Raw genomic sequence first — 25,836 nt, 5'->3', positions numbered from 1 at the left:
GGGAGACGTGGCGAAGACCGCGCTCATCACCGGCGTGACCGGACAGGACGGTTCCTACCTGTCCGAGCTGCTGCTCCAGAAGGGATACACGGTCCACGGTCTGATACGCCGCTCGTCGAGCTTCAACACCGAGCGGATCGACCACATCTACCAGGGCCCGGAGGAGGAGAACCGGTCGTTCGTGCTGCACCACGCCGATCTCGCCGACGGGGTCGCACTGGTGAACCTGCTGCGCGACATCCGGCCCGACGAGGTCTACAACCTCGGCGCGCAGTCGCACGTCCGGGTCTCCTTCGACGCCCCGCTGTACACGGGTGACATCACCGGTCTCGGCACGATCCGGCTGCTGGAGGCCGTGCGCGCCAGCGGCATCGACACCCGGGTGTACCAGGCGTCGTCGTCGGAGATGTTCGGCGCCAACCCGCCGCCGCAGAACGAGCAGACCCCCTTCCACCCTCGGAGCCCGTACAGCGTCGCCAAGGTCTACTCGTACTGGGCTACGGTCAACTACCGTGAGGCGTACGGCATGTTCGCGGTCAACGGGATCCTGTTCAACCACGAGTCGCCACGCCGGGGGGAGACCTTCGTGACCCGGAAGATCACCCGTGGGGTGGCCCGGATCAAGGCGGGACTGCAGACGCATCTACACCTGGGGAACCTGGACGCGGTGCGCGACTGGGGGTACGCCCCCGAGTACGTCGACGCGATGTGGCGGATGCTCCAGTGCGACACCCCGGACGACTACGTGGTGGCGACCGGTGAAGGGGTCAGCGTCCGGCAGTTCCTGGAGTACGCCTTCGAGCACGCCGGTCTCGACTGGCGCGAGCACGTCCGCTACGACGCGAAGTACGAACGCCCCAGCGAGGTCGACGCACTGATCGGGGACGCGTCCAAAGCTGCGGAACTGCTGGGCTGGAAGCCCGCCGTGAAGTCGCAGGAGCTGGCCCGGATCATGGTCGACGCCGATGTCCGGCAGCTGACCGACCAGCTCAGCGGAGCAGCCGTGCGGGTGGACCGATGAGCCCGCCCCGACGCCTCAGACGGAACCGCAGCGGTGTGTTCGCCGCCGTCCTCTCCCTCGCAGCCGGAGTCCTGACCGCTTCCGCGGCATCCTCTCCCCCGGCCACCGCACTCACTCCCCCGGTCGGCTTCACCGCCGACAACCTCGCCACGTACCAGACGAACGGCATCGTCTGGTCGCTCGCCGAGGCGAACGGGATCGTCTACGCGGGCGGCACCTTCAGCAACGTCCGCCCGGCCGGCTCCCCCTCAGGCAGCAACACCACCTCCGCCGTCAACTTCGCCGCGTTCAACGCCGCCACCGGGGCGCCCACCGGCTGCTCGCTCTCCTTCACGCGCTCCAGCGGCACCGCGACCGTGCGGGCGCTCGCGGTCTCCCCCGACAAGTCCACGCTGTACGCCGGCGGCTACTTCAACGCGGTGAACGGGACCTCCGCCAACGGCCTCGTCGCGATCAACACCGCTACCTGCACGCTGCGTTCGGGGTTCGCGCCGAACTTCGGAGCGACCGTGCGGGCGCTCGACGTAGCCGCGAACGGCACGGTGTACGCGGGCGGCGACTTCCGAGACGTCAACGGCCAGACCCGCCGCTTCTTCGGCGCGGTGACGGCCGCCGGTGCGCTGACGGCCTGGAATCCGGACGCCGACGAGCCCGGCCGGACCCTGAAGGTCACCCCGGACGGGCAGAGCGTGCTGATCGGCGGGGACTTCTTCACGGTGGGCGGCGCGAACTCGCACGCGCTCGCGGTGACCGCCGCCGGCACGGGCGCGCTGAGCCGTGCCTACCCGGACTCCTTCATCCCGTCGTCCGCCGTCATCAAGGACATCGTCACCGACACCGTGTCCCAAGGCTGGTACGTGGGCGGCGAGGGGGTCGGCGGGGCCTCGTTCGACGGCCGGCTCGCCATGGATCTCGCCACGTTCGACCAGCGCTGGCGGGACACCTGCCAGGGTGCCACGCAGGCGCTGCGGGTCTACCGCGGAGTGCTGTACGCGGGCAGCCATGTCCACGACTGCTCCACCATGGGCGGCTTCCCCAATCAGGTCCGCAAGCACCTGACTGCGCAGTCCGTCGACGATCCGGCGATGCTCGGCTGGCTGCCGGACACCAATGACGGCATCGGCGAGCCGGTGGGACCGCGCGCGCTGACCGTCTCGTCCCGCGACGGGCGCGACTTCCTGTGGGTGGGCGGCGAGTTCACCACGGTCAACGGCGTGGCGCAACAGGCGCTGACCCGGTTCGCCGACTCCCCGGACACCGGGGCGCCCTCTGCGCCCGTCGTCAGCCTCTCCGCGCCCCGGGCCGGCGAGGTTCGCGTGTCCTGGCGTGCGAGCCTGGACCTGGACGACAGCCGGCTCACCTACCGGGTGTACCGCAACGGCGGATCGACGCCGGTGCACACCTCGACCGGGTCCTCGCTGTTCTTCAGCCGGCCGCAGCTGACGTTCACCGACACCGATGTCGTGGCGGGCCGCAGTTACGCGTACCGGATCACGGCGAGCGACGGCACCAACACCAGCACTCTCTCCGCCAACGCCTCCGTCACCGCCGCAGGTTCGGCGAGCCCGTACGCGGAGCGCGTGCTCGCCGACGGGGCGGATCTGTACTGGCGTTACGACGAGTCGGGCGGCGCGTTCGCGGCGGACGCCTCGGACAACGCCGACGGCGGGGTGTACATGAACGCCCCCTCGTACCGCTCGACCCCGTCCGCCGTGACCGGCTCCACGGCCCTGTCCCTCAACGGCACCGATGAGTACGTCTACAGCGACCGGCTGCACCACTACACCTCGCCGACCCCGTACTCCATCGAGACCTGGTTCCGCACCGGCACGACCCGCGGCGGGCGGATCGTCGGGTTCGGCAGCAACATCGGCACCGCCCAGGGGCACACCAGCGGGATCTCCGACAAGATCCTCTACCTCACCGACAACGGGCGTCTCGCCTTCGGCGTCCAGATCGGCAGCTCCAGCAGCCGGCCGACGATCACCTCGGCCGCCTCCTTCAACGACAACGTCTGGCACCACGCGGTCGCCACCCAGGGCGCGTCCGGCATGCGGCTGTACGTGGACGGCGTGCAGGCCGGCACCAACGCCACCACCGGCAACCGCTCGTACAACGGCTACTGGCGGGTCGGCGGGGACGCCATGTCCACCGCCTGGCCGAACCGTCCGACCAGCACCTACTTCGCGGGACAGGTCGACGAGACGGCCGTCTACCCCTCGGCGCTGACCGCCGCCCAGGTGGCCGCGCACCACAACCTGGCGGACACCCCGTCCCATCCCGGCGACACCACGGTCACCCTGACGCCCACGGAGGACGCCTACGTCAACGGTGTCGCGGCGAACACCACCTACAACGACAACCAGCTCGCCTCCCGGGGCACCACGCCGTATCTCGGCTACCTCCGCTTCGCCCTGCCCGCCGCCCCGGCCGGCCAGGAACTCAAGAGCGCCCGCCTCGCCTTCCGTACCTCGTCGGACTCCACGGCGGGTTCGGCCGAACCCCACACACTCGTGCCGGTCACCGGCGCGTGGACCGAGTCGGCGGTCACCTACGACACCCGGCCGTCGCTCGCCGCGACAGCACTGGGGACCATCTCCGGCGCAACCGCCGTCTCCACCGACTACTCGGTGGAGCTGAATGCGCCGGCACTGGGCGGGGCCCTGGGCTCCGCCTACTCACTCGCCCTGACCGGCAGCGGGACGGACAGTCTCCGCATCTGGTCGAGCGAGGTCGCAACCGCGGCCTACCGGCCGCAGCTCGTTCTCACCTTCGGAGCTGAATGATGAACGAAAGTACGGTGCGCAGACCCGGCGCACGCGGCCGGACGCGTGCCGCGGCCGCCGCGCTCTGCCTGCTCGCCGGGGCCCTGAGCGCTGCCGCTGCCGGGGGCTCCCCGGCAGCGGCGCTCACCCCGCCGGTGTCGATCACCGCGGACGACCTGTCCACCTGGCAGACCAACGGCATCGTCTGGTCGATGGCCGCGTCGGCCGACGGAGTGGTCTACGCGGGCGGCACCTTCTCCACCGTACGGCCGCCCGACGCGGCGGCCGGTACCTCCGAGCAGCCGGCGGTGAACTTCGCCGCGTTCGACGCCGCGACCGGCGCGCCGACCGGCTGCAGCCTGTCGTTCACGCTCTCCTCCGGAACCGCGACCGTGCGGTCCCTCGTGCTTTCCCCGGACGGCGACACCCTTTACGCAGGCGGTCAGTTCGGGGCGGTCAACGGGGTCGGGGTGAGTAACATCGCGGCCGTCGACACGGCCACGTGCACCCCGCGCAACGACTTCAAGGTCGCCGTCTCGGCGACCGTGCGGGCGCTCGCCGTCACCGACGACACGGTGTATCTCGGTGGTGACTTCAACAGCGTCGCGGGGCAGACCCGGAACAAGTTCGCCGCCGTGACCACGGGGGCCCAGCTCAAGCCGTTCACCGCGAACACGGACGAGGTCGGCCGGGCCGTGGAGGTCACGCCCGACGGTCAGCACGTGGTGATCGGCGGCGACTTCTTCACCGTCAACGGGACCAACTCGCACGCGCTGGCCGTGGTGGACGCCACCACGGGCGCCCTGGACAAGAGCTATCCGGGGTTCATTCCGAACACCTCGACGGTGCAGGACCTGACCTCGGACGCCACCCAGTTCTACACCGCCAACGAGGGCACGGGGGGTGGTGTCTTCGACGGCCGGATCGCGCTCGACCTGGCCACCTTCTCCCAGGTCTGGCGCGACACCTGCCTCGGCGCCACGCAGGCACTTCTGGTGCACAACGGCGTTCTGTACAGCGGCAGTCACGCCCATAACTGCGCGTCCATGGGCGAATTCCCCGACCAGCCGCGCAAGCATCTGCTGGCCCAGTCGGTCGACGACCCGCAGCTGCTGCCGTGGTTCCCGGACACCAATGACGGCATCGGCGAGCCGGTCGGTCCGCGCGTGATGGCGCAGACGGACAAGGGCGGTCACCACTACCTGTGGGTGGGCGGCGAGTTCACCACCGTCAACGGCGCCGGCCAGCAGGGGCTGACACGGTTCGCCGACGGCCCGGACACGGGGGCTCCCTGGGTACCCAATGCCAGTGTCTCCACGGTCCGTACGGGCGAGGTGGACGTGAACTGGCAGACCAGTTTCGACACCGACGACGGGACACTGACCTACCGGATCTACAAGGACGGTGCGAGCACCCCGGTCCACACGACCACGGGCTTCTCGGTGTTCTGGAACCGTCCGCAACTCACGTGGACGGACCCGGACGTGGCACCGGGTGAGACGCACACCTACCGGATCAGCGCGAGCGACGGCACCAACACCAGCGCCAAGTCGCCTGCGGTGACGGCGGTCGTGGCGTCCGCGGCAGAGGCGTATCCCGCCAGGGTGATCGCCGACGGCGCGTCGCTGTACTGGCGGTACGACGAGGCCACCTCGACGTTCGCCGCCGACGCCTCGGGCAATCTGAACAACGCCTTCCTGCGCAACGCGCCCTCCTACCGGCAGACGCCTGCTGCGATCGCCGGTCCGTCGACCGCCATCGGTTTCAACGGCACGGACGAGTACGCGTACGGCAACAGGCCGAGCGCCTCCCCGGCCACGTTCTCGGTGGAGACGTGGATCAAGACGACGACCACCCGAGGAGGAAACATCCTCGGGTTCGGCAATCTGACCATGGAGGACAGCGTCCAGCACGACAAGAGCGTCTACATGCGCAATGACGGACGTCTGGCGTTCGGGATCTACAGCGGCGGCTACCGGGCGGTGGCCACTTCCGCCGCGTACAACGACGGGGCCTGGCACCATGTGGTGGCCACTCAGGGCTCCGGAGGCATGGCGCTGTACGTCGACGGGCAGCTCCGCGCCACCAACCCGCTGTACAACGGCAACAGGAACTACCAGGGCTACTGGCGGGTCGGCGGGGACAATCTGTCCGGCTGGCCGAACCGTCCGACCAGCAACTTCTTCGCCGGGCAGATCGACGAGACGGCGGTATACCCGACCGTGCTGAGCAGCTCGAAGGTCGCCGCCCACTATGCGCTGAGGACAGGTGGATGAGGTATCCGTTCCTGGCCGGCGCCGCTGTCGTCGTCATGACGGCGGCGCTGGCCGCCTGCGGCTCGTCCTCCTCCGACGGAGGCAAGGAGCAGGCGGCGGTCGCCGGTCCCGCTGCCTCGTCGGGGCCGGCGGGGGCCGGACCCGGGAGTCCGGCCCCCGCCGACCCGAAGGCCTCCCCCACCAGTGAGCCACCAAAGATCCCGAGCGACGAACTGACCCCGGCCACCGGCACGTTCTCGAAGAAGCAGAAGGAGTACCTCGCCGACCGGGTCCCCAAGGGCATGGACCCCGCTGCCGTGCTCCAGACCGGACAGGAGACCTGCGACCGGCTCACCTATCTCGTCAAGGTGGACCGGGACACCGCCGTCGGCGCGATCGTCACCGGTGAGATCACCGACGCGAAGCCCGCCGTCGAGCACCTGTGCGTGCAGCACGAGGACCTGGTGGAGCGGGCGTCCGCCGGCTACCCCGACGGCACGTACGAGGACAAGCAGCTCCGTGCGGGGCGCTACCGCGACGTCACCCCCACCAGGACCTGCAGCTGGCAGATCACCGGGGCGAACGGGAAGGACCTGGCGTCGGGCTCCTCCGACGACGGGAAGCGGACCGCGATCACGATCCCGCAGGCGGCCCGCGCCTTCACCTCCACAGGCTGCTACGCCTGGCTGCCCGAAGGAGACAACGGATGAACAAGCTGCCCATAGCCGTGGCGATCCCCACGAAGAACGAGGGTCTCAACATCGCCGAGGCGGTGAAGTCGGTCCTCGGCCACTTCGAGGCGGTCGTCGTCGTCGACTCGCACAGCACCGACGACACGGCGAAGATCGCCGCGGAGTGCGGGGCCGAGGTCGTCATGTACACCTGGGACGGCGGACACCCCAGGAAGAAGCAGTGGTGCCTGGACCATGTCCGTACGGACCTGGACTGGATCCTGCTGCTCGACGGGGACGAACGGCTGAGCCCGGGGCTGCTGGCGGAGCTGCGGCAGGTCTTCGCCGATCCGGCCGCGCCCAGGCCGGCGGCGTACGACATCCCGCTGGGCTACTGGTTCTCGGGAAGGCGGTTGCGGCACGGATACACCATCCGCAAGCGCTCGCTGACCGACCGCACCCGCAGTCACTACCCCGAGGTGGGCGATCTCGCCGCGCCCGGCATCGGCGAGGTGGAGGGCCACTACCAGCCGGTGGCGGAGAGTGCGGGATCGCTCCGCAACCCGATCGAGCACCAGGACCTCGACCCGGTGACCGCCTGGTTCGAGCGCCACAACCGGTACTCGGACTGGGAGGCGTGGCTGGAGCACCATCCCGATGTGAAGGAGCAGGTACGCCGGGTCAAGTCCCGGCAGGGGCAGCTGTTCCACAAGGCACCGTTCAAACCGCTGGTGTCCTTCGCGTACATGTACGTGTACCGGCGGGGCTTCCTGGACGGGCGGGCGGGTCTCGACTTCGCCCTGGCGATGAGTTTCTACCGGTGGCAGATCGCTCTCAAGTCGCGTGAGACACCTGCTGCTTGAGTCATCGGCGCTTCCGGCGGACCACGTCCTCGTAGGTCCGCCGGAGCGTCCCGGTCACGACGTCGATGGTGAAGTGCTCGTTGACCAGCTCCCAGGCGGCCCGCCCCGCCTCCGCGTTGGCCTCGGGCTCCAGAAGCTCCAGGACGGCCTGCGCGACCTTCTGCGCATTGGCCTCGTCCTCACCCACCCGGCTGTCGATCACCCGGCCGGCCCCGGCCCGCGCCACGTCGGGGCCGAGGCCGCAGGTGCGGGTGATGACCACGGGGGTGCCGACGGACATCGCTTCGAGGACCGAGACGCCCAGGGGTTCCTCGATCGACGGCAGAACGTACACATCGGCCTGCCGTCCGGCATCCAGCACCGCCTCGTGGCCGAGCGGTCCGACCTGGTCCAGCGAGTCCAGCACGCCGAGCCTGCGGGCCAGTTCGAGTGTGGCGGGGAGGGCGCCGGTATCCGGGCCGGCCAGCACGAACCGGGCATCCGGGTGCTTCGCCAGGACGGCCGGCATCGCGGCCACGAAGTCCTCCGGCCGCTTGCGCTCCTGGACCCGGGCGAGGAACAGCACCACCGGCGGACGGGCGGGGTCGCGGGCGGGCTTCAGCTCCTGCGGGCGCACGCCGTTGACCAGGCGCACCGTCCGGGTGAGGGCGGCGGGGGCCGCGACGGCGTTCACATCGATCCGTTCGGCCTCGGTCAGGTGGAGCACCGCGTCGGCGCCGCGCAGGACCTTCCGTACCCCCAGCAGGTCGGTCAGTTGTGCCACGCGCTTCTCGGTGGGATCCACCATGCCGTGGGTCTGGACGACGAGCGGGGTACGGGTGGCCAGGGCGAGCAGTGCGGCGGGCAGCGTCACCAGGTCGCGCATCAGGTGTACGTGGACGAGGTCGGCGCCGCGCATCATGCGGCGCGCCGACATCAGAAGGGCTCCGGAGGTGATTCCGCTGACCTCGAACATCGGCAGCAGGTGGCGGGCCTGGAAGAGGTGGACGGGCACCCCCTCCACCTCGCCGGGCAGCGGGCCCTCGAAGCCGTCGCCCAGGGCCATGATCCGGGCGTCGTCGCCCCCGGCGCGCTGGACCTTCGACAGGTTCAGCGCCACTCGGGTCGGACCGCCGAAGGCGTGGTCCGGGGTGTGCAGTGTGACGATGTGCAGGATCTTCACCAGGGTTCCCCTCGACCTCGGCCGGCTGTTCACAGCCTAGTCATCACATCACCTCAAGTGGGTTGATTCGTTAAGGTGTTCAGAGGGTCACAGGCTCACGGAACGGGGGAACAATGACGTCCGTGCACGGGGCACCGCCGTCCGCGCCGGTACGGGACGGCGGCCCGCGCCCTTCCGTCGAGCCGCCCGCCAAGCCGATGTCCTGGGCGATGCTGTCGCGGGCGATGGCCTTGCCGCTCATCCTGGGGCTGGTCTGCTTCCTGCCCGCGCTGATCGCCGCCCAGCCCGGGACCGGTTCCCGGGACACGGCGTACTGGCTGCAGCTGGTGCTGACGTGCTACGCCGGGGCCCGGCTGGCCACCATGGTCCTGTCCACGCGGCGGCGGCTGCTGCAGGGCGTCTTCTGGATGTTCGTGTACATCGCGATGGGCGTGGCGCCGTTCGCCCAGGTGGTCATCGGACAGACGCCGACGCCCATGGTCGGACCGCGCTCCGATCTGGTCACCGCGATCGCCCTGATCCTGGTGGGGTGCGCGGCCTTCGACCTGGGGGCGCTGCTGGCGTCCAGGCGCCCGTTGCGGCGGCGCACCACGGCCCGTGGAGGCGGCGGCCGGTCCGCCACGGCGCATCCGGTCCGGTTGCGGCTGCTGGTGCTGCTGGCGTTCGTGGCGAGCGGCTACTACGTGATGAAGCTCGGCGGCCCCGCCGTGTTCTTCTCCAGCAGGCAGGAGATCAGCGCCTCCGTCGCGGAGAGCGGGGTCACCTCCGGGGAGTCCAATGTGGGCTCGGCGTTCCTGAAGGGTTTCGGTACAGTGCCAGCCCTGCTGGCGCTGCTCTTCTACACGCGACGGCTGGTGACCTCGCGCCGGGCGCGGCGCTCGCCGTCCACCGTCCTGGTGTGGATCGCGCTGGCAGCGGTCAACCTGGTCGTGAACAACCCGATATCCAATGCCCGTTACTGGTTCCTGACGGTGCTGGTCTCGCTGCTGTTCACGGCGTTCCCCAGCAGCGCGGCGATGTACCGCTCGGTGCTGGCCATGGGGGTGATCGGCGCCCTGGTGCTGTTCCCGTACGCGGACCGGTTCCGCTACGACGACACCGGGTACCGTCCGGTGCAGTCCTCGTCGGTGTTCGAGCCGCTGGCCACCAAGGACTACGACCAGACGGTGATGTTCGCCAACACCATCTCCTGGGTCGATACCCGCGGCCATACGTACGGCCGTCAACTGGCGGGTTCCGCCTTCTTCTTCGTGCCGCGGGCGGCGTGGAGCGGCAAGCCGGAGGACACCGGCGTGCGCGTCGGGCAGTGGATGGGGATGAACATGACCAACCTCTCCGCGCCGCTGTGGACCGAGCTCTGGGTGGACTTCGGGGCGCCGGGCATGGTCGGTGGTCTCGCCCTGATCGGTTACGCCGCCGCGCGCACCGACCGCAGGTACGCGCGCGCGGTGTCGCGCGACGGTCCGGGGCCCGGCAGTGTCCTGGCGATCACGGCGCCGCTGATCGCGGGATACACCTTCATCCTGCTGCGTGGCCCGCTGCTCCAGGCCGTCGGAAAGCTGGCCATCGCTGCGCTGTGCCTGGCGCTGGTCACGAGTTTCACGGACCGGAGCCGGCGGCGGTCGCGCTGAACGGGGCGAGGCCGGGCTCGCCCCGGCGGGCCAGCCGGGCCACCCGGGTCCAGGTGGCCACCGCCTTGCAGACGGACCCCAGACACAGGCCCCAGGCGGCGCCCATCACTCCGCCGAGGAGGTAACCGCCGGTGAGGAAGGCGACCGCGGCGAGGGAGAAGACCACCTGGATGGAGAGCGTGGTGCGTGGGTCGAGGAGTCTGAGCGCCAGCAGTCCGCAGGTGCCGACGGCCATCGCGGCGTACTGACTGCCGGTCGCCGGAAGCAGTGCCGCCGCCGTCGGCCAGGTGTCACCGAGCAGATGCCGGCCGACCGAGCCGGGGAGCAGAGCGAGGACGGTGGCCCAGCCGGCCGCGGTCAGCGCCAGGACGGCGGCCAGTGCGGCGGTGGCCCGCACCCTGAGCCGTTCGGTGGTGAGCCGTCCGATCAGCGGGGGGCCGAAGCCCGTGGCCGAGGTGAACAGCACGTTCAACGGGCCGAAGAGGGTGGTGGCGCCGCGCAGGGCGCCGACGAGGAGGGGGCTCCCGACCGTGCCGAGCCCGAGCACGGAGAGCTGGCTGGTCGCGTTTCCCACACCGAACTCGACGACGAACCGCCGGCCGAGGTGCCCCTTCCTGAACAGGGGCTTCAGCAGCACCGGGGTGCCGGCCGTCCTGCGGTGCAGCGCCGTCACCGAGAGCAGGAGTGCGGGCAGCGCGGAGAGGCCCCAGACGACGACCAGCCGGGCCGCCGGGGCGCCATGCGGCTGTCCGGCCAGCGCCCCGAGCACACACGCCAGTCGGAGCGTGTCAGCGGCCAGCGCCAGATGCTGCGCGTGCAGCGTGGCGAAGGCGTAGCGGGCGGTGTCCTGCGCGAGGACGACCGGCAGCACGATCCCGAGCATGGTCAGGGCGCGCGCCGTCTCCCCCGGCAGCAGCGCGCAGACGACGACGAGCAGACCGCCGATGACGGCCGAGACGAGCAGGGTGAACCCGAACGCGGACCGGCAGGCGCCGCGCGTCTCGTCACTCGCCCCGCGGCGCAGCACCAGTGGCTGTCCGGTGTAGGCGCCGGACACCCCGAGAAGCACGGTGAAGACGAGGTAGACGGCGGAGAAGCGGGCGAAGTCGGCGACGGTGGAGAGTCTTGCGGCCACCACCAGCACCAGGATGTTGGTGAGCGCGGCCACCCCCTGGTCCGCGACCGAGCAGACGACCGCGGTGCGTGCCCTCATCTGTGTCCCGCGGTGCTGCTGTGGTCGCTGCCGCCGCGCCCGTTGCCACTGTCCAGCGTACGCAGGCCGAGTGTCTCGGTGGGGTCGCCGGTGTGCCCGGCGCCGTCCGTCCGTTCGGGGCCTTCCGCATCCGCGCCGTCCTGCCCGCCGGGGCCGTAGGGGGGTGACGGCCTGCCGCGGCCCCGGCGTTTGGACGCCTTCCGGCGGGCCCTGCGCTCCAGGCGTCCGTAGCCGGGGTGGAGCAGGGTGCCGAGGACGGAGCCGCCCGCGGCGCCGATGATCTCGCGGATGCGCTCCAGGTCGCTGCGGTGCACCTCGCGCGGGTCGCAGACCACCACGACGCCCTCGACGCGGTCGATGAGCGCGACCGCGTCGGCGTACGAGAGGACGGGCGGGGCCAGCACGATGACGACGGCTCCGGGCCGGCCGCCCTCGGCCAGGATGCGGCCGACCGGTGCGGAGGTCAGGGCGCGCGGCACGTTGTCCGTACGGCGGCCGGCGACGAGTGTGAAGGCCCCTGATCCGGGCACGTCCACGTTGGTGCGGCTGTCCGACGGCCAGGTGCGCTCGTCGCGTTCGGCGGCCCAGCTGGGCCGGCCGCCGCGGCCCACCGAGCCGAGTTCCCTGGCCAGGGACGGTGCCCGCAGATCGGCCTCGACCAGCAGGACGTCGCGCCCCATCTCGGCGAAGGCGGCGGCGAGATTGGCGGCGGCGGCGGTCGCCATGGCGTTGTCCCCGCGGGGCGCCGTGACCAGGAGCCGGCGACGCTCGGCGAACGAGGGGTCGTAGGCGAGCCGGAAGGCCACCGCGCGGTACTCCTCGGCCAGTCTGCTGCCGGCGCGCCCGATGGCGAGCAGTGTTCCGGCCGCGGCTCGTTCCCTGGGCAGGGTGCCGAGCAGAGGGGCGCCGAGCGAGCGGACGAGTTCCCTGGTGGAACGGACGGCGGGGTCGAAGACGAGCCGGACCCAGGACAGCAGCAGGCCGAGTGCCAGGCCGACGACGCCGCCGAGTCCGAGGAGCAGTGGCAGCCCGGCACCGCTGGGTTTCTCGGGCACGACGGGCTGCTTGTTCAGATAGCCGGGTGTCGTGTCGAGCGCGCGCAACTCCGAGATCTTCTGGCTCAGTTCGGATATGGAGACGATGAGGTTGGCCCGTGCGCTGGTGACGTCGTTGCCCACGGTGCCGGTTTCCTGCTCGGCCAGCCGGTCGCGTTGTTCGGTGAGTGGCTTCAGCTGGGCGCGGTAGCCGTCGACCATGTTGTCGATGCTGTTCTCGGTGCGTTCCCGGCGTATCTCCAGATAAGCCTCGGCAAGTGCCTCGGCGCGGGCCCTCGCCTGTTCGGGAGTGCGGCTGGTGTAGGAGAACCTGAGCACCAGCGTGTTCGGCGGGTTGGTGACCTGGAGGCCGGAGAGCAGCGTCCCCACCTCGACGGCGTCGCCGGACTTGGCCAGCGAGCCGACGGCCACGGTGCCCACGGCGTCGCTGACCGCGGTCTGGCGCTCGGAGCCGATGTTGATGCCCTTGTCCGCCGAGGCGCCTGCGGCGAAGGGGTCCGATGTGGCGGAGCGTACGGACACCTCACCGGTGGAGGTGTAGGTGTCCTCGCCGCTCAGGGCCAGCCAGCCGGCGCCGAGCAGTCCGACGACGACGCCGCACGCGAGCAGGGTGCGGTAGCGCAGGAGCTGGCGGAACTGATCCCGTAGCAGCGCGGGTTCGTCCTGGTCCTCCAGGGCGCGGATCGGGTGGGTCATCGGCGGTCTCTCCCTTCGGCGTCCTGAAGAATCTCGGCGAGCAGTGCGTCGAAGCGGGCGAGACCTGCTTCCCGGCCGAGGTGGCGCGCCACGTACTGGGGCCCGTGGGAGCCGAGTTCGTCGGCTGCGGCGGGTTCCTCGATGAGCTTGCGGACCGCTGCGAGTACCGCGGCCGGGTCCTCGGGTGCGACAAGGAGTCCGGCGGCCGAGCGCTGCACCTCCTGGGCGGTGCCGCCCCCGTCCGCCACGGAGGCGACGACGGGGCGGCCCGAGACGAAGTACGAGGTGAGCTTGGAGGGCACGCTCATGTCGAGCACGGACGCGCGCTGGGTCACGGCGAGGACATCTGCGGCGGCCAGGACGTCGGTGAAGTCGTCCGCGGCGGCGGGCGGCAGGAATTCGAGGTTGGGCAGGCCGGACGCGCGGGCCAGCAGGGCGTCGCGCTGATTGCCGTCCCCCATCAGGACGACGCGTATCTCGGGGGCGAGCCGCGCCGCGTCGATGAGGACCTCCAGCCCCTGTTTGAGGCCCATGTTGCCGGAGTGCAGGACGACGGGGATGCCCTCGCGCCAGCCGAGGCGGGCCCTGGTCGTCGCACGGTCGGCCGAAGGCGCCTGGACATGGCTCCAGTTGGGGACCAGCCGGATGCGGTCCGGATCCACCCCGTAGGCGGTAACCCGGGGGACGAAGCTCTCGTGGATGACGCCGACCAGCGTGGCGGCTCCGAGGGCGTACCGCTCGGCCCGTGACGCCAGGGCAGCCGCCCGGCCGCCGCCCCGGATGCCGCTCTGCGCGGCGGCGGCGCCCATCAGGTCCTGGACGACGGGTACGTAGGGGATGCCGTGGCGGCGGGCGAGCCGGGCGCCGATGACACCGCCGGCGAGGCTCGGCAACTGGGCGAACACCGCGTCGGGCCGCAGTGCGGGCGGGGCGGCGAGGCCGTGCGCGAGCACGCTCGCCTCGAAAGCGGCTCTGCGCAGGGCGCTCTGCCGGGGCGGCACATAGTGTCTTCGCCGGTGCACCGTGACGCCCGAGCGCTGCTCCTCGGCCCGCCAGACCCCTCGATAGGCCGCCTCGGTCCGCCAGGACGGGTAGTGCGGCATGCCGGTCAGCACATGGGTGTCGGCCCCGGAGCGGGCCCAGTGCTCGGCGAGCTGGGCGGCGTAGGGACCTATGCCGGTCAGCTCCGGCGCGTAGTTCGTCGAGACCACCAGCAGGCGGCGGCCGTCGAGCGGTCTGTGGTGCTCTGATTCTGGCATCGGACGATCGCCTTCCCCCGGAGCCACCTGTGTTCCCCCCAAGGAACAGCCCCAAAAGTGAGCTTATCCGTTCACGTGATGCGCAAGTGGTCTTCACAGTAAGGTCGTTGCACGATCAACACCGATACCGATATCCCACCGGACCGGATGCCATGTCCGGACACCTTCCGAGGGGACACGGACATCACGTTCACACCGTGGGGGGAGAGAACGGATGGTGCACAGGGTCGGCTACGCGCCGGGGGTCTACGACCTGTTCCACATAGGCCACCTCAACATCCTGCGGCACGCCCGCAGTCAGTGCGACTACCTGGTCGCGGGGGTCGTCTCGGACGAGATGGCCGCGCTCGCCAAGGGCCACAAGCCGGTCATTCCACTGCCGGAGCGGCTGGAGATCGTCCGGAGCGTGCGGTACGTGGACGCCGCGTTCGTCGAGACCGTTCCCGACAAGGTCGAGACGTGGCAGCAGGTCAGGTTCGACGTCATCTTCAAGGGGGACGACTGGCGCGACACGGAGAAGGGCAAGCGCCTCGAACGCGATTTCGCCGAAGTCGGCGTGGAGGTCGTCTACTTCCCGTACACCGTGCACACGTCCAGCACCCAGCTGCGCCGGGCGCTGGACACACTGGTCAGTCTGCCCGGAGCACTCTCAGCTCCCTGAACCACTTGACCAGGAACGCCACGAGGAACAGCGCGTGCACGGCGGCGAGCACGGCGTATCCGGTCCGGAACGCCGTCTCGTCGCCGAGCAGCAGGAACACCAGGCAGAACACCCCGTAGTCGGCGGGCAGCAGTGCCACGGCCCGCAGCCGGGAGACGGGTGCGGGCGCTGCCGTGGCCCCCACCGGTGCGGCGCGGGTGGCCGCCTTGCCCAGCTGTTCACGCAACAGCCCCGCGCAGAAGGTGAGCACCGCGACGAACAGGAAGCCGAGCGGCAGGAGCAGCCAGCCGTCCGCCGGCAGGCCGAAGTAGCGGTGGAACGAGATCAGTACGACGGTGTGGACCAGGATCATCTTGGCGCAGTCGACGACATGGTCCAGCCATTCGCCGTCCGGCCCGCCACGGCCGGTGAGCCGGGCGAGCTGCCCGTCGGCCGAGTCGAGCGCGAAGCCCACGGCCAGTCCCAGGTAGACCAGGACGGCCAGCCCCCAGGTGGGACGGGACAGAGCCACCGCAGCAAGGGCGGCGAAGGTGAACGCCGCGCTCACCAGGGTGACCTGATTGGGTGTCATACCCAGCCGGAACGCGACGGCGGCGAAGATCCGCCCGACCGGCCGGTTCACGTACCGCGAGTAGAGCGATACCCCCTTGGCCGGCTTCTGCGCCCCGCGCAGCTCACGCAGCACCGTGCCCGTGCTTTCCATACGCCCCCCAGCGTGTCGCCGTTCCCCACAGCTCCGGCGGCATCCCGAACCTCGCTGCCGGAGCCGCATCATGGCACGCGCATCCCCCTGAGGGGGCGGGTTCACCGCGACCGGCCCGGGGGCCCCGCGTCAGGCGGTGGCGGTCCGGCACTCCGGGTGGCCCCAGCCGTGATCGTTCTTGGCGATCATGTCCTTGGCCGCGTACGGCTTTCCGCAGTGGCACCGGCCGGAGAACTTGGCCCGGATGGTCGCTCCGGCGCGGGCCGCGCTCCCCGCCTTCTTCGCCGCGCCACCGCCTGCCTTCCGCCCTTCGGTGGCGCGGGAGGGCGCGGGGACCGGCAGATCGGCGGAGCCCTGCGAGGTGCCGGCCGCGCGCTGCGCGACCGCCACTTCGCTGGCAGCCTGGTCGGCCAGGGCGTTCAGCGGGTCGCCGTCCACCTGGTGGGCCGGCACGTACACGAACTCCACGGCCCGTCCGGTCAGCAGGGAGTCGATGCGGGCCACCAGGTCGCGGTTGGCGACGGGTTTGCCGGCCGAGGTCTTCCAGCCGTTGCGCTTCCAGCCCGGCAGCCACTTGGTCACGGCGTTCATCGCGTACTGCGAGTCCATCCGGACTTCGAGCGCCACCGCCGGATCGAGTGACTCCAGCAGTTCCTGCAGAGCGGTGAGCTCGGCAACGTTGTTGGTGGCGGTGCCCAGCGGCCCGGCCTCCCACCGCAGCGGCCTGCCCTCGGCGTCGGCCACCACATAGGCCCAGGCGGCCGGCCCCGGATTACCCTTCGACGCCCCGTCACACGCGGCGATCATGCGCTCGTTCATACCCCCGATCATGCCAGCGTCCGCATGCCCGGATCACGCCGGCCGCACAGCGGGGGCCCCAGCCGTGGGGGCCCGGCCCTCGCACCTTCCTCACCTGGCACTCTCACCGTAGGTAACGGTTCGGGGTGCGCTGCTCACGCAGCGCTGTTTCTCTGGGAGAGCCCGCTCTTCCCTACCGTTCAAGGAGCGACGATGAGCGTTGCAGGAGAAACCGACCGAGCCCAGCAGATGCGCGAGAAGGCCCGGCACATGACCGAGGCCGCGGAGCGCACGAGCGATCCGGAGCAGCGTCGTCGGCTCCAGGAGAAGGCCCGGAAGCTGCAGGAGCAGAGCGAGCAGCAGGGCGTCCGGGGCGGCAGCGACCGTCCCTTGTAACACCCGCGGCGCACACGCGAACGATGGGCTGCCACCCTTCCATGAGGGGGTGGCAGCCCATCGGCGTGCGTACGCCGCGCAGGCGGCCACCCCCGGCAACGAAGGTCCGCCCAGGGGAAGTCGATCACCGCTGCTTACGATGGATGCTCACCGAGGACGTCACGTCGTCGTCGCACACAGAAGCGAGGGGCCTTGCATGAGCCGTCATCCCGTCACCGTGGTCACCGGCGGCAGCCGCGGCATCGGTGCCGCCGTCTGCGCCCGTCTGGCGGCCGACGGGCATGACATCGCCCTGGGCTACCGCTCCGACGCGGCAGCGGCCGAAAGCGTCGCCGCGGTCGTACGGGAGGCGGGCAGGCGCTGTGTCACGGTGCAGGTGGACACGACCGACGAGGCCGCGGTCGATCTGCTCTTCGACACCGCTGCGGCGGAACTCGGCCCGGTCACCGGTCTGGTCAACAACGCCGGAGTGAGCGGCCCGACGGGCCCGCTCGCCGATGCCGACGCGGCCGGGCTCCGGCGCGCCCTGGACGTCAACGTCGTCGGCTACCTGCTCTGTGCACGGCGCGCCGTGCGCGACATGAGCGGGTCGGGCGGTGGGGCCATCGTGAACATGTCGTCGGCGGCGGCCACGCTCGGCAGTCCGGGCGAGTACGTCCACTACGCCGCGGCCAAGGCGGCCGTGGACACGATGACCGTCGGTCTGTCCAAAGAGGTCGCGGAGGCCGGTATCCGCGTCAACGCGGTGGCCCCCGGCATCATCCGGACCGGATTCCACGCGGACCCGGCACGTCCCGACAAGGCCGCCGCCGGGATCCCGCTGGGCCGGCCGGGACAGCCCGAGGAGGTCGCGGGCGCCGTCGCCTGGCTGCTCTCGGACGACGCCTCGTACGCGACCGGGGCGATCCTGCGGGTGGCGGGCGGTCGCTGACCACTACCCACTGACCACCGACCGCTGGCCACTGGCTGTCGGCTGTACGGTGCGGCGGTGACTGGTTCCGGCGGCGGCCTTCCGTTGCTCTTCCTCGATGTCGACGGCCCCCTCATCCCGTTCGGCCCGCGTACCGGCGGCCATCCGACGTACCCGACGGGACCGCACCCGCCGGGAGCCGGGGAGAATCCGTTGCTCGACAGGATCGACCCGGCGCTCGGGCCCCGGCTGGCCGCGCTCCCGTGCGAGCCGGTCTGGGCGACGACATGGACGGACGAGGCGAACGCGGTCCTCGCGCCACGGCTCGGACTGCCGGAACTCCCGGTGGTCGCCTGGCCCCCGCCCTCGGACGAGGACGAACGGGACGCACGGGCAGGGCTGCACTGGAAGACGCGCACGCTCGTCCGCTGGGCGGCGGGGCGCGCCTTCGTGTGGGTGGACGACGAGATCACCGAGCGGGACCGGTGCTGGGTGACCGCCCACCACGCCGGGCGGGCCCTGCTCCACCGCGTCGACCCCGGACTCGGCCTCACCGACACCGGCCTCCGGCAGATCGAGGTCTGGCTGCGCACGGGATGAGGGGCGCGGCCCCGGATCACACCGGGGCGGTGCCGCGCACCAGCAGCAGCGCCACGTCCGCCGCCGCGACGACGGCCGCCGCGGCAAGCGGCGCCTTGCGCCAGGTCCGGGCGAGGAGGAGCCCCGCGAGCGCCGCCGGTGCCGCGACGGCAAGCGTCGCCACTCCCCAGGGACCGGACGGTCCCGCCGGGCCGAAGGCCAGGACCGCGGAGGCCGCCACGAGGGGCGCCGGGAGGAGCAGCCGGGTAGCGGTGGCACCCAGCCGTTGCGGAAGGCCGGTCACACCGTTGCGCCGATCCTCCTCGATGTCGGGCAGCACATCGCCCAGGTGGGCCGCCAGGCCCAGCAGCGCACCCGCGGTCACCGCCCACCACGTCGGCCCGGGGCGGCCGGGCAGGGTCAGCGCGGCCACGGCGGGCAGGGTGCCGAACCCGATGACGTACGGAAGCCAGGACAGGGCGGTGGCCTTCAGTTTCAGGTTGTACGCCCAGGCTGCCGCCACCGCCGCCAGATGCACCAAGCCGGCCGGCAGCCCGCAGGACAGGGAGAGCGGCACACACAGCAGGGCGGCGATGCCTGCCGCCGTCCAGACCGACCTGCGGCTCAGCGATCCCTCGGCCACCGGTTTTCCCCGGCGTCCGGCGGCGGCATCCCGCCTGGCGTCGAAGGCGTCGTTGCACCAGCCCACGGAGAGCTGGCCGCTCAGTACGGCGGCGACCAGCAGGATGCAGCGGGCCGCGTCGAGGCCGACGCCCGCGCCCAGGGCGCCCGCGGTCGCGGTCACCGCGACCACCGGCCCCGGATGGCAGGAGCGGGCCAGCCCCGAGATGCGGCGGAGCGGCCACGCGGTCGCGGCGTAGGTGCGCGACGGGTCCGGGGTGCCCATCCCGTGATCGTAGGGACTCCGGACACGGCGGACCTGACAGCCGCACGGGTTGTTTACGGTGTTTTGTCCATCATGCGGGGCAGAGATGGGCCATGACGCCTGAGAAGCAGGGCCCCGGATGACCCGGATCGCCGCCGTGCACGGCACCCTGGCCCCGTACCGCCACACCCAGCGCGAGGTCACCGACATGGTGGCCGGTGCCTGTCTGCCGCCGGGAGCGGACCGGCGTGTCCTCGACCGGCTGCACGAGAACGCCCGGGTGCACACCCGGAACATGGTGCTGCCGCTGGAGCGCTACGCGGAACTGGACGGTTTCGGGGACGCCAACGACGTGTTCATCAAGGCGGCGGTGGACCTGGGCGCCGAGGCGCTGCGCGGGGCGCTGCGGACGGCGGGGCTGCGGCCCGCCGATGTGGACCTGCTGATGTTCACCTCCGTCACCGGGGTGGCGGCTCCGTCCGTCGACGCCCGGCTCGTGGGGCGCCTCGGCCTGCGGCCGGATGTGAAACGGCTGCCGGTCTTCGGCCTCGGCTGCGTCGCCGGGGCCGCGGGAATCGCCCGGCTCCACGACTACCTGCTCGGCCGGCCCGACGACGTGGCGGTGCTGCTCTCGGTCGAGCTGTGCTCCCTCACCTTCCAGCGGGGCGATGCGTCGCCCGCCAATCTGGTGGCGACCGCGCTGTTCGGTGACGGGGCGGCCGCCGTGGTGGCGCTCGGCGAGGGCCGGGCCTCCGGGGCCGGGCCCGAAGTGGTGGCCACCCGCAGCCGGCTGTATCCGGACACCGAGCACGTGATGGGCTGGGACATCCGCGATTCCGGCTTCAAGGTGGTCCTCGATCCGGGCGTGCCGGATGTCGTGCGCCGCTATCTGGCGGACGACGTAAGGGACTTCCTCGCGGATCACGGGCTCAAGCCGAAAGACGTCGCCCACTGGGTGTGCCATCCGGGCGGGCCCAAGGTGCTGGAGGCCGTCGCCGATGTCCTCTCCCTCCCCGACGGGGCGCTCGACGTCACCTGGCGTTCGCTGGCCGAGGTGGGGAACCTGTCCTCGTCCTCGGTGCTCCACGTCCTGCGGGACACGCTGGAACAGCGGCGGCCCGAGCGGGGTTCGCCCGGCCTGCTGATGGCCATGGGCCCCGGATTCTGCTGCGAACTGGTGCTGCTGCGCTGGTAGGTCGGAGGACACATGATCTGGTACGCCGCACTGGTGCTGGCCGTGGCGGGCGAGCGCCTCGCCGAGCTCGCCGTCGCCCTGCGCAACACACGCTGGGCACTGGCCAGGGGCGGGACCGAGTCGGGCCGCGGCCACTATCCGGCGATGGTCGCCCTGCACACGGCCCTGCTCGTGGGCTGTCTGGCCGAGGCCGGACTGGCGGACCGGCCGTTCGTGCCCCTGCTCGGCTGGACGATGGTGGCCGTGGTGGTGGCCGCACAGGCCTTGCGCTGGTGGTGCATCCGTACGCTCGGACATCGCTGGAACACCCGCGTCATCGTCGTCCCGGGTCTGCCGCTGGTGACGGGCGGACCGTACCGCCTGCTGCGGCACCCCAACTACGTCGCCGTCGCAGCGGAGGGGATCGCAGTACCGCTCGTTCACGGGGCGTGGGTGACCGCGGTGCTGTTCACCGCGCTCAATGCGGCGCTGATGGCCGTGCGCGTCCGGTGCGAGGAGGCTGCGCTCGCCTCCGCGCCGGCCGGGGGCGTGCCGGCGTGATCGATGTCCTGATCGCGGGCGGCGGCCCGGCCGGCCTGGCAGCGGCGATCCGGGCGGCCGCCCTCGGCATGGAAGCGGTCGTGGTGGAGCCACGTACCGCTCCCGTCGACAAGGCGTGCGGTGAGGGGATCATGCCCAGCGGGGTGGCGGCCCTGCGCGCGTTGGGCGTCGAGGTGTCCGGCCACCCCTTGCGCGGGATCCGTTATGTGGAGGGGGCGCGGCAGGCGGAGGCGGCGTTCCGCGGCGCGCCCGGCCTCGGTGTGCGACGGACCGTGCTGCACGCCGCGCTGTACGCGAGGGCGGTGGAGCTCGGCGTGCGGATCGTGCCGGGAAAGGTCGGGGAGGTGCGTCAGGGTCACGACCGGGTGACCGCCTGCGGGCTGACCGCCCGCTGGCTGATCGCCGCCGACGGACTCCACTCCCCCGTCCGCCGCGGTCTCGGCCTGGACGGACCCGTGAGCGCGGTGCGCCGGTACGGGCTGCGCCGGCATTACCGCGTCGCCCCGTGGACGGAGTTCGTGGAGGTTCACTGGTCCCGGCACGGCGAGGCGTACGTGACGCCGCTCGGGGACGGCCTGGTGGGCGTGGCCGTGCTCAGCGGGGAGCGTCGTGCGTACGGGAGTCACCTGGCGTCCTTCCCCCGCCTGGCCGCCGTGCTCCTCGGCCGGGACACGGGTCCGGTACGGGGAGCCGGCCCCCTGCGCCAGCGGGCGCGGGCGCGGCAGGCCGGGCGCGTCCTGCTGATCGGCGACGCCGCGGGCTATGTGGATGCGCTGACCGGCGAGGGCGTGGCCCTGGCCGTGGTGACGGCCGGTGCGGCGGTGGACTCGCTGGCCTCCGGCCGTCCGCAGGACTATCCAGCCCGATGGGACCGGCTGACCCGGCGCCACCGACTGCTCACAGGAGGCTTGTTGGACCTTGCCGGGCGCCCCGCCACAGCACGGATGATCGTCCCCGCCGCACACCGGGCTCCGGCCCTGTTCCGTGCGGCGGTCCGAGCCCTGCAGTAGGAGTCCCGGTCGTGCAGCGAAGCGCAGGGCAGGGCAGTGTGAATCCGGTCGGCGGCCCGGCGGGTCACCCAGCCCTCCCCAACACCACATGATCACCGTGAAGTTGCTGTGGCAGACTTCACCGAAGGAATGATTTCACCTCATCTGCAACGGAGTTCACCATGACGGCAGGGACGTCCCAGCCCCCGATAGACACCAGCAGGCCGCAGTCGGCACGGGTCTACGACGCGCTCCTCGGAGGCAAGGACAACTACCCCGTCGACCAGGCCGTTGCGCAACAACTGCCCATCGAGGCGAAGATCGGAGCCCGGCAGAACCGTGCGTTCATGCACCGTGCCACGGCCTGGCTCGCCGGCGAAGGCATCGACCAGTTCCTCGACATCGGCACCGGCATTCCGACGGCGCCGAACCTGCACCAGATCGCCCAGGAGATCAACCCCGTTTCGCGGGTGGTCTACTGCGACAACGACCCGATCGTCCTGCGCCACGCCGAGGCGCTGCTGATCAGCCGGCCCGAGGGCGCCACCGACTACGTTCCGGCGGACGTACGCGAACCGGACACCATCATCGAGGCGGCGCACAAGGTCCTGGATTTCCGGCGCCCCGTCGCCCTCTCGATGCTCGGCCTGCTGCACTTCCTGCCCGACGACGTCGACCCGATCGCCATCGTCCGCACGCTGACGCGTGCGCTGGCACCGGGAAGCCATGTGGTGCTGTCCCAGGGCGCGTCCGACGTCAACCCGGAGCGGGGCCGGCAGGGAGCCGACGAGTACGACAGGGGCGGCATCCGGCTGGCGCTGCGCACCAGGGACGAGTTCGCCCGGTTCCTCGACGGGCTGGACGTCGCCGAGCCCGGCCTGGTGACGGCCCCCGAGTGGTTCCGCGGAACGTCCGCGCCGGAGCCTGAGCACAGCGGACTGTACGTGGCCGTCGCCCGCGTTCCGTAGCGGAGCAGCGGAATAGTCGATCAAGGAGAGATCCCGGGATGGATTCGGAACAACGCCCCACTGCCGCTTCGGTGTTCGATGCCCTGGGTATCGAGTACGAGCGTGCGTTCGCCGGCTCCGCCGCGCACCGAGCCTCTCTGGAGCTCCTGCTGGAGCAGCTCGACCCGGGCAGCCGGGTACTGGACATCGGCAGCGGCACGGGGCGGCCGACCGCCGAGGCCCTGACCGCCGCCGGTCACGAAGTGCTCGGCATCGATGTCTCCCCGGTCATGGTGGACATCGCGTCCCGGCAGGTGCCCGGGGCCGATTTCCGCTGCGCGGATGTCCGTGAACTGCCTTTGGAGGAAGGGATTTTCGACGCAGTGTGCGTGTACTTCTCGCTCCTGCAGCTCTCACGCGCCGAGCAGGCGGACGTGCTGCGTCTGGCCGCTCGGACGCTTCGGCCCGAAGGCCACCTGGCCGTGGCGACGGTGCCACTGGATGTGGAGGGGGTGAGCGGCACGTTCATGGGCCAGCCGGTGCAGGTGACCAGTTTTGGTGAGGACGATTTCACCGAGCTGGTGGCAGGAGCCGGGTTCACGGTCCTGGCCCGGGAGACCGATCTGTTCGTCCCCGACCATCCTGCGGCGGTGCCCGAGCCGCATCTGTTCGTGCTGGCGCGGCGCAGCTGACGCAGCGTCGCAGGGACGGCTCGGAAGATTTTTCTCGCGGACGTGTCACGTTTCCCCGTCGGGGCGTTTCAGTGCGGTGCCGGACCGGCCACCGAGGCCGGCAGGAACACACCGGCACCGCCCGATGAGGAGCCTCCACCATGTCCGTCGCCCACGTCGTCGTCACTCTCGTCGCTGCCGCCATGGCCGGCTACTCGGCCGGCGCCCTGCTCCTCCGCGCCCAGTGGGTCGTCCAGGCCCTGACCGACTACAGCGTCCCCCGCTCCTGGTGGACCTGGCTCGGCGCGGCGAAGGCCGCCGGGGCCATGGGCCTGGTCGCCGGTCTGTACGAACCGGTCATCGGCCTCCTGGCCGGGACCGGCCTGGTGCTGTACTTCGCCGGTGCGGTCGTCACGGTGATCCGGGCCCGCTGGTACGCACACATCCCCTTCCCCCTGGTGTACGCGGCACCGGTCGTCGGGGCCATGGTGCTGGGACTCGCAGCCTGAACCACCCCTCGGGCGGCAGGGAGGGCGGTCAGGAATCGAGCAGCCCTCCCGGGGGCGGGGGCGCCCGCCCCCGAGGTGCCGAACGCCGCACGAGGACATAGCGTCCAGGTGGCTCATACCGCACTTCGGGAGGTGCTGATGCGGAAGGCGAGTCGCACCGGATGCCGCCCCTCCCGGGCGTTCCCTCAGGAGGCGGCACCCCGGGGGTGTGCGCCGGGGCCGCCGCCTGCTGCGGCGTTCACCCGTGCGGCGGCTCATTACGCATCGGCCCTTCTGCTCGCCGCCTCGCTCGTGCTCGTCGCGCTGCCGCCACCTTCGTACGCCGACACCCCCCTCTCCCAGCCACCTGGCAGCGAAGGCTGCGACGAGGGGCCCGAGTCGTGCCACGGGGGTGTGAAGTGGCTGTACCGGTACAACTACTCGCTGGGGTTGCACCCTTTCACCGGCGCCCACGACGTACGCCGGCAACTCACCGACAACTTCTGGCTGTTCCCGGTGAGCGGCGGATGTCCGGCCCGGATCCGGCCGGCGGACGAGTGTGATCTGCTGGGCGGAAACCCGGTCCGGGTCGAGGCCGTCGGTGACACCGATCTGCAGATCGCGACCCTGCCCGGCCACGATCTGGGCGACGGTCTGCACATCCGGTTCGCGTTCACCCGTACCTTCGGCTTCCACTACCTGGTCGTGAGTGCCTGGCAGGACCGGCCGACGCGGTGCACGGAGAGCGTGTGGTGCGGTGCGGCAAGCCGTGCCGGTGCGTGGGCACTGTGGAAGGTGCTGTCCGGGACGCTGGCGGTCACCGCGTACGCCGCCTGACAGACCGGGCCGATCCGGCGATCTCCGGCGATCCACGCGTCAGAGGAGCCGCTACGAAGCGGCGGCGCCGCTCCTCCGCGCTTCCGCCCTGCCACCCGGTCCTTCGTCGAGCGCCGACGCGTCCAGTGCGGCAGTGAGCCGGTCGAGGCGGTCCCGCAGCTCGTTGATCTCGTCGAGGTCGAAGCCCGTTGCGGCGGCGATCCGACGGGGCACGAGCAGCGCCCGCTCGCGCAGGTCCGCGCCCTCGTCCGTGAGGTGCACATGCACGGAGCGCTCGTCCCTGGCGCTCCGCTCGCGCCGCACCAGGCCCGCCGCCTCCAGTCGCTTCAGCAGCGGCGACAGCGTGCCGGAGTCGAGCCGCAGGTGCTGCCCCAGCGCCTTGACCGGCAGCTCGCCGTGCTCCCAGAGCACCAGCATCACGAGGTACTGGGGGTAGGTGAGCCCCAGATCCTTGAGAAGCACCCGGTACACGCCGCCGAAGGCGCGCGAGGCCGCGTTCAGGGAGAAGCAGATCTGCTGGTCGAGGCGGAGGTAGTCGGCCTCGGACGAGGCCTCGCGGGTGGAGCTGGGCGTGGCGGTCATGGATTCAGCATAACGTCGCACACCCCATTTGGTTGTGCACAATTTAGTTGTGTGCTTCACTTC

At 71.3% G+C, this 25,836-nt stretch carries 25 protein-coding genes; 17 read left to right on the top strand and 8 right to left on the bottom strand.

The window, feature by feature from the left end:
• Positions 1 to 7: 7 nt before the first annotated feature.
• The 5 genes from gmd to OG912_RS35370 are packed head-to-tail and all read left to right on the top strand — an operon-like array spanning position 8 to position 7,575.
• Positions 8 to 1,021, top strand: coding sequence for a GDP-mannose 4,6-dehydratase (gene gmd, locus OG912_RS35390; protein WP_327712896.1), 1,014 nt, complete (start codon positions 8 to 10; stop codon positions 1,019 to 1,021).
• Positions 1,018 to 3,807: a LamG-like jellyroll fold domain-containing protein gene (locus tag OG912_RS35385; protein WP_327712895.1), complete on the top strand. Its 2,790-nt coding sequence runs from the start codon at positions 1,018 to 1,020 to the stop codon at positions 3,805 to 3,807. Before gmd ends, OG912_RS35385 begins: the two co-directional genes overlap by 4 nt.
• Positions 3,804 to 6,062, top strand: coding sequence for a LamG domain-containing protein (locus tag OG912_RS35380; protein ID WP_327712894.1), 2,259 nt, complete (start codon positions 3,804 to 3,806; stop codon positions 6,060 to 6,062). Before OG912_RS35385 ends, OG912_RS35380 begins: the two co-directional genes overlap by 4 nt.
• Positions 6,059 to 6,751: a hypothetical protein gene (locus OG912_RS35375; protein ID WP_327712893.1), complete on the top strand. Its 693-nt coding sequence runs from the start codon at positions 6,059 to 6,061 to the stop codon at positions 6,749 to 6,751. Before OG912_RS35380 ends, OG912_RS35375 begins: the two co-directional genes overlap by 4 nt.
• Positions 6,748 to 7,575, top strand: a complete 828-nt coding sequence (locus OG912_RS35370; RefSeq protein ID WP_327712892.1) for a glycosyltransferase family 2 protein — start codon at positions 6,748 to 6,750, stop codon at positions 7,573 to 7,575. Before OG912_RS35375 ends, OG912_RS35370 begins: the two co-directional genes overlap by 4 nt.
• A gap of 1 nt (position 7,576) precedes the next feature.
• Here the strand turns inward: OG912_RS35370 and OG912_RS35365 are convergent, their stop codons facing one another.
• The gene (locus OG912_RS35365) at positions 7,577 to 8,737 is read right to left on the bottom strand and encodes a glycosyltransferase (protein WP_327712891.1); all 1,161 of its coding nucleotides are present in this window, start codon (positions 8,735 to 8,737) and stop codon (positions 7,577 to 7,579) included.
• Positions 8,738 to 8,850: 113 nt separating this feature from the next.
• Between OG912_RS35365 and OG912_RS35360 the strand changes: the two genes are divergently transcribed.
• Positions 8,851 to 10,368 carry a hypothetical protein gene (locus OG912_RS35360; protein WP_443061054.1) on the top strand — a complete coding sequence of 506 codons (1,518 nt, stop codon included), beginning with the start codon at positions 8,851 to 8,853 and terminating at the stop codon, positions 10,366 to 10,368.
• On the opposite strand, the gene OG912_RS35355 is transcribed toward OG912_RS35360, so the two are convergent.
• From OG912_RS35355 to OG912_RS35345, 3 genes are read right to left on the bottom strand one after another with little or no spacing between them, the layout of a single operon-like run.
• Positions 10,337 to 11,581, bottom strand: coding sequence for a hypothetical protein (locus OG912_RS35355; RefSeq protein WP_327712890.1), 1,245 nt, complete (start codon positions 11,579 to 11,581; stop codon positions 10,337 to 10,339). The two genes, OG912_RS35360 and OG912_RS35355, sit on opposite strands and share 32 nt — an antisense overlap.
• Positions 11,578 to 13,332 (bottom strand): lipopolysaccharide biosynthesis protein, encoded by a 1,755-nt coding sequence (locus OG912_RS35350; protein WP_327712889.1) that lies wholly within the window; start codon positions 13,330 to 13,332, stop codon positions 11,578 to 11,580. The genes OG912_RS35355 and OG912_RS35350 overlap by 4 nt, the downstream gene beginning before the upstream one ends.
• Positions 13,329 to 14,591 carry a glycosyltransferase gene (locus OG912_RS35345; protein WP_327712888.1) on the bottom strand — a complete coding sequence of 421 codons (1,263 nt, stop codon included), beginning with the start codon at positions 14,589 to 14,591 and terminating at the stop codon, positions 13,329 to 13,331. The genes OG912_RS35350 and OG912_RS35345 overlap by 4 nt, the downstream gene beginning before the upstream one ends.
• Positions 14,592 to 14,805: 214 nt before the next feature.
• Here OG912_RS35345 and OG912_RS35340 point away from each other — a divergent pair, with 214 nt between their 5' ends.
• Positions 14,806 to 15,252, top strand: coding sequence for an adenylyltransferase/cytidyltransferase family protein (locus OG912_RS35340; RefSeq protein ID WP_219568850.1), 447 nt, complete (start codon positions 14,806 to 14,808; stop codon positions 15,250 to 15,252).
• On the opposite strand, the gene OG912_RS35335 is transcribed toward OG912_RS35340, so the two are convergent.
• Both OG912_RS35335 and OG912_RS35330 read right to left on the bottom strand, forming a co-directional pair.
• Positions 15,221 to 15,955: a CDP-alcohol phosphatidyltransferase family protein gene (locus OG912_RS35335; protein ID WP_327712887.1), complete on the bottom strand. Its 735-nt coding sequence runs from the start codon at positions 15,953 to 15,955 to the stop codon at positions 15,221 to 15,223. The genes OG912_RS35340 and OG912_RS35335 overlap by 32 nt on opposite strands.
• A 129-nt stretch (positions 15,956 to 16,084) precedes the next feature.
• Positions 16,085 to 16,774 carry a ribonuclease H family protein gene (locus OG912_RS35330; protein WP_327712886.1) on the bottom strand — a complete coding sequence of 230 codons (690 nt, stop codon included), beginning with the start codon at positions 16,772 to 16,774 and terminating at the stop codon, positions 16,085 to 16,087.
• Positions 16,775 to 16,966: 192 nt separating this feature from the next.
• Here OG912_RS35330 and OG912_RS35325 point away from each other — a divergent pair, with 192 nt between their 5' ends.
• The 3 genes from OG912_RS35325 (at position 16,967) to OG912_RS35315 (ending at position 18,659) form a co-directional block, all read left to right on the top strand.
• A complete protein-coding gene (locus OG912_RS35325) occupies positions 16,967 to 17,149 on the top strand; it encodes a DUF6381 family protein (protein WP_326734383.1) in 183 nt (60 codons plus the stop codon).
• 196 nt (positions 17,150 to 17,345) lie between these two features.
• Positions 17,346 to 18,080 (top strand): SDR family NAD(P)-dependent oxidoreductase, encoded by a 735-nt coding sequence (locus OG912_RS35320; protein WP_327712883.1) that lies wholly within the window; start codon positions 17,346 to 17,348, stop codon positions 18,078 to 18,080.
• A gap of 57 nt (positions 18,081 to 18,137) precedes the next feature.
• The gene (locus OG912_RS35315; protein WP_327712882.1) at positions 18,138 to 18,659 is read left to right on the top strand and encodes an HAD domain-containing protein; all 522 of its coding nucleotides are present in this window, start codon (positions 18,138 to 18,140) and stop codon (positions 18,657 to 18,659) included.
• A 16-nt stretch (positions 18,660 to 18,675) separates the two neighbouring features.
• Here OG912_RS35315 and OG912_RS35310 read toward each other — a convergent pair whose 3' ends face one another.
• A complete protein-coding gene (locus OG912_RS35310) occupies positions 18,676 to 19,545 on the bottom strand; it encodes a UbiA family prenyltransferase (protein ID WP_327712880.1) in 870 nt (289 codons plus the stop codon).
• 118 nt (positions 19,546 to 19,663) lie between these two features.
• On the opposite strand from OG912_RS35310, the gene OG912_RS35305 reads away from it, so the two are divergent.
• The 7 genes from OG912_RS35305 (at position 19,664) to OG912_RS35275 (ending at position 25,191) form a co-directional block, all read left to right on the top strand.
• The gene (locus OG912_RS35305; protein WP_327712879.1) at positions 19,664 to 20,719 is read left to right on the top strand and encodes a type III polyketide synthase; all 1,056 of its coding nucleotides are present in this window, start codon (positions 19,664 to 19,666) and stop codon (positions 20,717 to 20,719) included.
• Positions 20,720 to 20,731: 12 nt separating this feature from the next.
• Positions 20,732 to 21,259 carry an isoprenylcysteine carboxyl methyltransferase family protein gene (locus OG912_RS35300; RefSeq protein WP_327712878.1) on the top strand — a complete coding sequence of 176 codons (528 nt, stop codon included), beginning with the start codon at positions 20,732 to 20,734 and terminating at the stop codon, positions 21,257 to 21,259.
• Complete coding sequence (locus tag OG912_RS35295; protein ID WP_327712877.1) at positions 21,256 to 22,269, top strand: NAD(P)/FAD-dependent oxidoreductase; 1,014 nt, start codon at positions 21,256 to 21,258, stop codon at positions 22,267 to 22,269. Before OG912_RS35300 ends, OG912_RS35295 begins: the two co-directional genes overlap by 4 nt.
• A gap of 161 nt (positions 22,270 to 22,430) precedes the next feature.
• The gene (locus OG912_RS35290; protein WP_327712876.1) at positions 22,431 to 23,216 is read left to right on the top strand and encodes an SAM-dependent methyltransferase; all 786 of its coding nucleotides are present in this window, start codon (positions 22,431 to 22,433) and stop codon (positions 23,214 to 23,216) included.
• 38 nt (positions 23,217 to 23,254) lie between these two features.
• Entirely contained in the window at positions 23,255 to 23,887 is a 633-nt protein-coding gene (locus OG912_RS35285) for a class I SAM-dependent methyltransferase (protein WP_327712875.1), read from the top strand.
• 140 nt (positions 23,888 to 24,027) lie between these two features.
• Positions 24,028 to 24,375 carry a DoxX family protein gene (locus tag OG912_RS35280; protein ID WP_327712874.1) on the top strand — a complete coding sequence of 116 codons (348 nt, stop codon included), beginning with the start codon at positions 24,028 to 24,030 and terminating at the stop codon, positions 24,373 to 24,375.
• Between the two features lie 138 nt (positions 24,376 to 24,513).
• A complete protein-coding gene (locus OG912_RS35275; protein ID WP_327712873.1) occupies positions 24,514 to 25,191 on the top strand; it encodes a hypothetical protein in 678 nt (225 codons plus the stop codon).
• Positions 25,192 to 25,242: 51 nt separating this feature from the next.
• On the opposite strand, the gene OG912_RS35270 is transcribed toward OG912_RS35275, so the two are convergent.
• Positions 25,243 to 25,773 (bottom strand): MarR family winged helix-turn-helix transcriptional regulator, encoded by a 531-nt coding sequence (locus tag OG912_RS35270; protein ID WP_327712872.1) that lies wholly within the window; start codon positions 25,771 to 25,773, stop codon positions 25,243 to 25,245.
• Positions 25,774 to 25,836: the final 63 nt, after the last annotated feature.

This window comes from Streptomyces sp. NBC_00464, assembly GCF_036013915.1.
In the GTDB taxonomy this organism is placed as follows: Bacteria; Actinomycetota; Actinomycetes; order Streptomycetales; family Streptomycetaceae; genus Streptomyces.
The sequence above is the reverse complement of the archived record's forward strand: the minus strand, read 5'-3'. Positions and strand labels throughout refer to the sequence as shown.

Excerpts from the sequence above, each read along its gene's own strand:
- OG912_RS35385 (WP_327712895.1), top strand. The coding sequence starts at position 1,018 with ATGAGCCCGCCCCGACGCCTCAGACGGAACCGCAGCGGTGTGTTCGCC.
- OG912_RS35380 (WP_327712894.1), top strand. The coding sequence starts at position 3,804 with ATGATGAACGAAAGTACGGTGCGCAGACCCGGCGCACGCGGCCGGACG.
- OG912_RS35375 (WP_327712893.1), top strand. The coding sequence starts at position 6,059 with ATGAGGTATCCGTTCCTGGCCGGCGCCGCTGTCGTCGTCATGACGGCG.
- OG912_RS35370 (WP_327712892.1), top strand. The coding sequence starts at position 6,748 with ATGAACAAGCTGCCCATAGCCGTGGCGATCCCCACGAAGAACGAGGGT.
- OG912_RS35360 (WP_443061054.1), top strand. The coding sequence starts at position 8,851 with ATGACGTCCGTGCACGGGGCACCGCCGTCCGCGCCGGTACGGGACGGC.
- OG912_RS35355 (WP_327712890.1), bottom strand. The coding sequence starts at position 11,581 with ATGAGGGCACGCACCGCGGTCGTCTGCTCGGTCGCGGACCAGGGGGTG.
- OG912_RS35350 (WP_327712889.1), bottom strand. The coding sequence starts at position 13,332 with ATGACCCACCCGATCCGCGCCCTGGAGGACCAGGACGAACCCGCGCTG.
- OG912_RS35345 (WP_327712888.1), bottom strand. The coding sequence starts at position 14,591 with ATGCCAGAATCAGAGCACCACAGACCGCTCGACGGCCGCCGCCTGCTG.
- OG912_RS35340 (WP_219568850.1), top strand. The coding sequence starts at position 14,806 with ATGGTGCACAGGGTCGGCTACGCGCCGGGGGTCTACGACCTGTTCCAC.
- OG912_RS35335 (WP_327712887.1), bottom strand. The coding sequence starts at position 15,955 with ATGGAAAGCACGGGCACGGTGCTGCGTGAGCTGCGCGGGGCGCAGAAG.
- OG912_RS35330 (WP_327712886.1), bottom strand. The coding sequence starts at position 16,774 with ATGAACGAGCGCATGATCGCCGCGTGTGACGGGGCGTCGAAGGGTAAT.
- OG912_RS35325 (WP_326734383.1), top strand. The coding sequence starts at position 16,967 with ATGAGCGTTGCAGGAGAAACCGACCGAGCCCAGCAGATGCGCGAGAAG.
- OG912_RS35320 (WP_327712883.1), top strand. The coding sequence starts at position 17,346 with ATGAGCCGTCATCCCGTCACCGTGGTCACCGGCGGCAGCCGCGGCATC.
- OG912_RS35310 (WP_327712880.1), bottom strand. The coding sequence starts at position 19,545 with ATGGGCACCCCGGACCCGTCGCGCACCTACGCCGCGACCGCGTGGCCG.
- OG912_RS35305 (WP_327712879.1), top strand. The coding sequence starts at position 19,664 with ATGACCCGGATCGCCGCCGTGCACGGCACCCTGGCCCCGTACCGCCAC.
- OG912_RS35300 (WP_327712878.1), top strand. The coding sequence starts at position 20,732 with ATGATCTGGTACGCCGCACTGGTGCTGGCCGTGGCGGGCGAGCGCCTC.
- OG912_RS35290 (WP_327712876.1), top strand. The coding sequence starts at position 22,431 with ATGACGGCAGGGACGTCCCAGCCCCCGATAGACACCAGCAGGCCGCAG.
- OG912_RS35285 (WP_327712875.1), top strand. The coding sequence starts at position 23,255 with ATGGATTCGGAACAACGCCCCACTGCCGCTTCGGTGTTCGATGCCCTG.
- OG912_RS35280 (WP_327712874.1), top strand. The coding sequence starts at position 24,028 with ATGTCCGTCGCCCACGTCGTCGTCACTCTCGTCGCTGCCGCCATGGCC.
- OG912_RS35275 (WP_327712873.1), top strand. The coding sequence starts at position 24,514 with ATGCGGAAGGCGAGTCGCACCGGATGCCGCCCCTCCCGGGCGTTCCCT.
- OG912_RS35270 (WP_327712872.1), bottom strand. The coding sequence starts at position 25,773 with ATGACCGCCACGCCCAGCTCCACCCGCGAGGCCTCGTCCGAGGCCGAC.